The organism is Aeromonas sp. ZOR0001 (genome assembly GCF_000801015.1).
GTDB classification, from domain to species: domain Bacteria; phylum Pseudomonadota; class Gammaproteobacteria; order Enterobacterales; family Aeromonadaceae; genus Aeromonas; species Aeromonas veronii.
The window spans coordinates 1-6,643 of the sequence record NZ_JRJY01000035.1 but is presented as its reverse complement, the minus strand read 5'-3'; the positions used below and the strand labels follow the sequence as shown (position 1 = coordinate 6,643).

Here is a 6,643-nt window from a genome sequence, read left to right as displayed (position 1 = left end):
GACCCGGCCTGCGGTACCGGCGGCTTTCTCGCCTGCGCCTTCGACCATGTCAAAGAGCACTATGTCGAGACCTCAGCCGACCATCAGACCCTGCAGCAGCAGATCCTGGGGGTCGAGAAGAAGCAGCTGCCGCACCTCCTTTGCACTACTAATATGCTGCTCCACGGTATCGAGGTGCCGGTGCAAATTCGCCATGGCAACACCCTCGACCAACCGCTCTCGAGCTGGGATAGCGATATCGATGTGATCCTCACCAACCCGCCCTTTGGTGGCACCGAAGAGGATGGCATCGAGCAGAACTTCCCTGCCGATCTGCGTACCCGAGAAACTGCCGACCTGTTTCTGCAGCTGATCATTGAAGTCCTGAAAAAGGACGGGCGCGCCGCCGTGGTGCTGCCCGACGGCACCCTGTTTGGTGAAGGGGTCAAAACCAAGATCAAGCAACTGCTCACCAGCGAGTGCAACCTGCACACCATAGTGCGGCTGCCCAACGGCGTGTTTGCCCCCTATACCGGCATTAAGACCAATATCCTCTTCTTCACCAAGGGTCAGCCCACCAAGGATGTCTGGTTCTACGAGCACCCCTATCCGGCTGGGGTGAAGAGCTACAGCAAAACCAAGCCGATGAAGTTCGAGGAGTTTGAAGCCGAGATCGCCTGGTGGGGTGATGAGGCTGACGGCTTTGCTGCCCGGGTTGAGAACGAACAAGCCTGGAAGGTCAGTATCGACACCATTATCGAGCGCAACTTTAACCTCGATATCAAAAACCCCCATGTCGGCGAGCAGATAAGCCATGACCCCGACGAGCTGCTGGCGCGCTATGCCACAGAGCAGGCCGAGATCCAGACCCTGCGTGACCAGCTAAAAGCCATTCTTGGCGACGCCTTGGGCAAAGGTGCTGCCAATCAAGGGGAGCAGGCATAATGGCGGCTCTGAAAATAGAAAATCTGATTACCGACCACCTGGATCTCTGGACTGCGGCGGTGCGCCCCAAAAGCAGTGCCGGGCGCGGCAGCAACAGCAAGCTGGAACTGACCGGCATCAAAAAGCTGCGCGAGCTGATCCTGGAGCTGGCCGTGCGCGGTAAACTGGTGCCGCAAGATCCCAGTGATGAACCCGCCTCCGTCCTGCTGGAGCGCATCGCTGCCGAAAAGGCGCGGTTGGTGAAAGAGAAGAAAATTAAAAAGCCTAAAGCCTTGCCGGAAATAGGTGAGGAAGAGAAACTGTTTGCATTACCCGATGGGTGGGAGTGGGCAAGGTTAAATGACCTTGGGGATTGGGGTGCGGGAGCGACTCCGACTAGAAGCAATTCAGATTTTTACGGCGGGAACATTCCATGGTTTAAATCTGGAGAGTTGATATCGGATTATATATTTAAGTCTGAAGAGTCCGTGACTGAATTAGCTCTTAGCAAGTCATCACTACGTTATAATGATGTAGGTGATGTACTAGTAGCCATGTATGGCGCAACAATTGGTAAAACAGCCATTCTTGGTGTTAAGGCTACAACTAACCAAGCTGTGTGTGCCTGTACAACATTTGATGGTTTTTTAAATTTATATCTGCTTCAACTGTTAAAAGCATATCGACCCAGGCTGATTGGTATGGGGGCCGGTGGAGCTCAACCAAATATATCAAAAGATAAATTAATAGCGACTATTGTTGCGCTCCCCCCATTTAATGAGCAGAAACGTATCGTTTCTAAAATTGATGAGCTTATGGCTCTCTGTGACCAGTTGGAGCAGCGTAGCGAATCACAGCTGGCGGCCCATCAGAGGCTGGTGGAGACCCTGCTCGCCACGCTGACAGACTCCGGCGATGCCGAGGAACTGGCGCAAAACTGGGCGCGGCTAAGCACTCATTTCGATACCCTCTTTACCACTGAGGCCAGCATCGACGCCCTGAAACAGACCATCCTGCAACTGGCGGTGATGGGCAAATTGGTGCCGCAAGACCCGAGCGATGAACCCGCCTCAGCCCTGCTGGAGCGTATCGCCGCCGAAAAAGCTCAGCTGGTCAAAGAGAAGAAAATCAAAAAAGAGAAACCGCTTCCTGCAATTAGTGAAGACGAAAAGCCGTTTGAGTTACCGCTGGGATGGGTATGGTCAAGAATAAGTGACTCCTCTCTATTTTGTGAATATGGTAGCTCAGAGAAAACGGTCAGCGAACTATCAGATGGTGTACCTGTTTTAAAAATGGGGGATATTCAGGATGGTAAGGTTATTTTAGGTTCTCATCAGGTCGTTTCACCAAAGATTGATGACCTACCAAACTTATATCTTAAAAAAGGTGATATTTTATACAATCGAACTAATAGTGCAGAGCTTGTTGGTAAGACAGGTATGTTTGATGGGGATGATGATACATATACATTTGCATCATATCTTATCCGTATTCGTTGTAGCATTCATAATATCAGACCAGAATATCTGACATTATGTATGAATAGCCCTTTATTTAGGAAAACTCAGATTGAACCTCATATCAAGCAGCAATGTGGGCAAGCCAATGTAAATGGGACGCTGATGAAAAGCATGCTTGTATCGATTCCTCCATATCATGAGCAGGTTCTCATACTGCAAAAAATACATGAGCTGATGACCCTCTGCGATCAACTTAAATCTCGCCTGCAAACCAGCCAGCAGACCCAGCTTGCCCTGGCCGAGTCGCTGGTGGAAGGAGCCCTTGCCTGATGCCCTACGCTCGCCCTTGGCTTAGCTATCAACAGCAACTGGATCAGCTGATTGAGCGCGGCATCACGGTTACCGACCGGGATGCCGCACTGAGCTATCTGGAGCGGATTGGCTATTACCGTTTAAGCGGCTACTGGTACCCGTTTCGCCGCTTTGAGCCTGCGACTGAGGGTGAAAGCAAACGGGAGACCAGGGCAACCGATCAGTTTTGCCCCGACACCCATCTGCTGGATGCGGTGGAGCTCTATCTGTTCGACAAGAAGCTGCGCCTGCTGGTAGTGGATGCGCTGGAGCGGATCGAGGTGGCCTTGCGGGTCGATCTTGCCTATCTCCTTGGCAAGCGAAATACCTTTGCTCACCTCGATCGCAGCTACTTCCACCCCAGCTTTATCCGGCAGCCCGCATTCAGGGGGAGTCACCAGACCCGCTTTGAGGCGTGGATGGAGAAATACCGGGGGCTGGTAAAGCGTTCCAAAGAGGATTTTGTGCGCCACTACCATCAGCGCCATGGTGAGGAGCTACCGATCTGGGTGGCGGTGGAGGTATTTGATTTTGGCGCCATCTCGCAGTTGATCGGCATGATGAAGGTGTCAGATCAGCAGCATATCGCCAGCAAATACGGTCTGGACTGGCAGGTGTTTGCCAGCTGGATCTACGGCCTCAGTTACCTGCGCAATATCTGCGCCCATCATAGCCGCCTCTGGAACCGCAACGTAACGACGCAGGTGAAGTTGCCCAAGCCCAGAGAGGTAGCGTGGTGCGATTTCCTGGCAAAAGACGATGAGCGGCTTGCCAAGCCATTCGTGTTGCTGGCCATCACACGGCATCTACTCAAGGTGATTTGCCCGAATACCCAGTGGCATCTGCGCCTGCGGGATCATCTGCTGACGTTCCCCACACAAAAGTCGGTGCGCAAGCTCGGGTTGGCAAATATGGGGTACATAGAGAACTGGCAGGAGTGGTGGTAAATCCACCAAATAAGAACCCCAGCGTAAGTTGCAAAGCAACCAAGAGGCCGGGGTCGTGTTGCGGAGAAGAATAGGGGGGAACCTCCATTCAGTCAAACTTTTTTACCCCATTTTGTGACGGATAGAGTAGTAGTCGAGTGGGTATTAAAGCAGGATCTCAAAGGCTCTTCAGCTACGTGAGAGCCTGCTTGAAATATCAATATTACAAGGAGTTGCGATGCTACATGCAATCCTGCATGGCAAGGCTGGGCGTATCGAGCGGGAAGGGGAATCCCTGCGCTGGCGCGACCTGTTTAAAGGCAGCGAAGATCTGCTAACTGCCACTTTCTTTGGCCGTCTGCCCCACCTCTCTGACGGTGCTCTGCGTGCCGTGCTGCGCTTTCTACTCGGTGACAATCCGCTAGACCCGGCCACCTTTCAACGGCTGGAGCTGTGGCCAAAACTGGTATCGCTGCAGGATCGCCGTTATGTCGAGCCCGATGTGCTGCTCCACTTTGACGACGCGCTGGTGGTTATCGAGGTGAAGCCCCCGTTCGGTGGTGACCAGTATCGGGAGCAGTGGCTGGCCCAGGTCAATGCTGTGGTCGGCGAAGCCGAGTTTGATGACTATGAAGACCGGCTCTATTACGTTGCGCTCGGCAATATCCCTGTCGCCCCGCTGATTCGCCCTGAGCTGCCCGAACGCTTTGTCCAGATGACCTTGCGTGACTGGGAGCCACTGCGCCGCTATCTGCAAACTGCCTCCGAGTTTGAATCCTGCCGTCAGGATCGCGTCATTCGCGATGAGTGGCTGCAGGCGTTTGAGTTGTTTGGCATGGCCCCGGTGGTGCCTGAATGGGCGCCGTTGTTTGCCTACGCAGGGCGGCTGGATCTGGATTGCGGGGTGATGTCAGAACGGCAAATTACCCCACCCGCTGAGCCTACTGGTTGGGCTGCTCTGTTCGATTATGCCGGGACATTGCACCTATCTCGCCCCGATTTCTCTTTTTTGAATCACTGACTTTGGCTAAGGATGCCGTCATGCCACACGATCTTGAACAGACCACCCAACTGGTTACCCAACTGCAACAAGCCCACCGACTCGCCGCTGGTTTTTACCAGCGTATCCTCCCACTATTCGATCAGATCGCCAGTCAGGCGCTGGACGCCGAGTTCTGGTATTGGGAGCCCAGCGAAAATAGCCGCCCCTGCCGCTCGGGAACCCGCCCATCCAGCAGCTGGGCATGGGACTATATGCCACTGTTTGCTTCTACCCATTGTTACCGTGATTGGGGTGGCGATACGGCCGAAAAGAACGATATCACTCTGGCTTTCCGCCTTTACATTGATAGCGATTTTCGCCATACCTCAGTGCTGCGGGCAGGGGTAAAAGGCCAGCCAGACCCTCTGCAACTTGATGGCCAAGCCATTGTTGAAGTGAGTTTGTTCCGTTGTCTGGAAGATAGCGACAAGCATTTCGATGAGCTGTGGCGCCCGGTGCCTTGGCCCCTTCATCAACCGGATTGGAAGCAAAGTGAGGAGTGCGGCCAGCTCGCCTTGTGCTCCAACCATCTGCCGCTCGCTCAGCTGCTTGCCGATCCTGATGGCGTTGGCCGTTGGATCGAAGAGATGAGCCATCGTTGATCCTGTGGTTGGCAGGTAACAGTGCCACAAGCCAGGCATGCAATAATCTGATGTTTAAATGGCCATCACCACGGGCTTTGAGAGCGTATTTAATGACACAGACTAATTTTGAGTTGCCGAACAGAATCCATGATATCGGTTCTTTAGTTGTTCAGGCGAAGGAATGGAGCTCAAAACCCTCGGTTGAAGATCTCTGGATGGCCTATCATCTTGCGCGCATTCCTGCAGAGCGAACGAATGATGAAATTCATGCTCTACAGTCATGGTTCTATCAAGAGGTTGTGGAGCAGGGGTATGAGCTCATGCTCATGTAGCCCCTTGTTCGACTAGCGAATGTTGCGGTTGCTCAAGTGTTTCTGCTAGTTGTGATGGATGTTGTCCCAATTGAACATAAAATGCGTTATGAACTGTCAAATTGTTACTCGTGATTGGTTTCAAACGGGTTTGATGGTGATAAAATCGAGGACACGCTATCAGAAAAAAAGGTGTTTATATGGTGAAGTGTCCGAACTGCAATTCTTCAAACGTGCGTGAGCGAAACATTGGTAAGAAAACCGGAGGTGTTGCTGGCGGTGTGGGTGGTGCCCTGGGTGGTGCTGCTACAGGCGCGGCTATTGGATCGGTTATTCCTGGGGTTGGTACAGCAATCGGTGGTGTTGTTGGTGGGTTGCTAGGTCGTTTTGCAGCTGCTGCTGCCGGAGCTACTGCTGGCGCTGCTGCTGGTTCTGCACTTGATGGAATGTTGTTCGATAAGTACGAGTGTCGAGATTGCGAAACTACGTTTGATTGACCGCAAGATCGTATTGCGCATAAGGGGGCTCATGGTTAATCCAGGCCCCTTTTTGCTGCCTGTTATCCTGCAAGATGGCTTGTTCTGCAGTGCGTTATCTCCCATCCCGCGCCGCACTATCCCTTCCCTCGAAATATTCCCCATGGAAACCACTATCTATCCCACCTTGGTGTAACAGTTGTGGCCAGTGCCGTCCGTGGGTAGTAGCCGTCGGCCAACTTGGCGGCTGGTGGACCTTGACGGTGTTCTACCAGCAGCAGGTCTGGCTGAGTTGCTTCAAAGTGGATACGGTAGGCTTCATGCTAACCACGAGAACATGCAGTCAACATGCGAAGTAGTTCTAGCAAGAGACAGTGAAATTTGGTGGGGATTACCTAGTTTTGCTAGTCGTTGGCGTGTGATTTCGGTGGGTAAAAATGTGCAAAGTGTGCAAACCCACCTCAACTTTAACCAACCTGAAATAACCAAACCACACTTGATTCAATGGCTTACGAGTCGTACTATCTCTAGGAAACCGCAGTTTCTGGATTCAAAATCCGCCGGTGAATAACCGTGTCGGTTCGAGTCCG

At 52.6% G+C, this 6,643-nt stretch carries 7 protein-coding genes; all 7 read left to right on the top strand.

The genetic code is table 11. From position 1 onward, the window contains the following. Positions 1–924 (top strand): N-6 DNA methylase (locus L972_RS04345; RefSeq protein WP_047436042.1); only part of this gene is annotated, 924 nt, incomplete at its 5' end. 8 nt (positions 925–932) lie between these two features. After that, positions 933–2,693 carry a restriction endonuclease subunit S gene (locus L972_RS04340; protein WP_139714685.1) on the top strand — a complete coding sequence of 587 codons (1,761 nt, stop codon included), beginning with the start codon at positions 933–935 and terminating at the stop codon, positions 2,691–2,693. Next, positions 2,693–3,661: an Abi family protein gene (locus L972_RS04335; protein ID WP_047436038.1), complete on the top strand. Its 969-nt coding sequence runs from the start codon at positions 2,693–2,695 to the stop codon at positions 3,659–3,661. The genes L972_RS04340 and L972_RS04335 overlap by 1 nt, the downstream gene beginning before the upstream one ends. A 217-nt stretch (positions 3,662–3,878) precedes the next feature. Beyond that, complete coding sequence (locus L972_RS04330; protein WP_047436035.1) at positions 3,879–4,661, top strand: hypothetical protein; 783 nt, start codon at positions 3,879–3,881, stop codon at positions 4,659–4,661. A gap of 20 nt (positions 4,662–4,681) precedes the next feature. Next, positions 4,682–5,284: a hypothetical protein gene (locus tag L972_RS04325; protein ID WP_047436034.1), complete on the top strand. Its 603-nt coding sequence runs from the start codon at positions 4,682–4,684 to the stop codon at positions 5,282–5,284. After that, a complete protein-coding gene (locus L972_RS21290) occupies positions 5,281–5,598 on the top strand; it encodes a hypothetical protein (RefSeq protein ID WP_139714684.1) in 318 nt (105 codons plus the stop codon). Before L972_RS04325 ends, L972_RS21290 begins: the two co-directional genes overlap by 4 nt. A gap of 179 nt (positions 5,599–5,777) precedes the next feature. Further along, positions 5,778–6,074, top strand: coding sequence for a hypothetical protein (locus L972_RS20590; RefSeq protein ID WP_081990688.1), 297 nt, complete (start codon positions 5,778–5,780; stop codon positions 6,072–6,074). The last annotated feature ends 569 nt before the right edge of the window (positions 6,075–6,643 follow it).

Bases quoted from the DNA above. Each gene is read 5' to 3' on its own strand.
- L972_RS20590 (WP_081990688.1), top strand. From the start codon at position 5,778: ATGGTGAAGTGTCCGAACTGCAATTCTTCAAACGTGCGTGAGCGAAAC.
- L972_RS04325 (WP_047436034.1), top strand. From the start codon at position 4,682: ATGCCACACGATCTTGAACAGACCACCCAACTGGTTACCCAACTGCAA.
- L972_RS04330 (WP_047436035.1), top strand. From the start codon at position 3,879: ATGCTACATGCAATCCTGCATGGCAAGGCTGGGCGTATCGAGCGGGAA.
- L972_RS04335 (WP_047436038.1), top strand. From the start codon at position 2,693: ATGCCCTACGCTCGCCCTTGGCTTAGCTATCAACAGCAACTGGATCAG.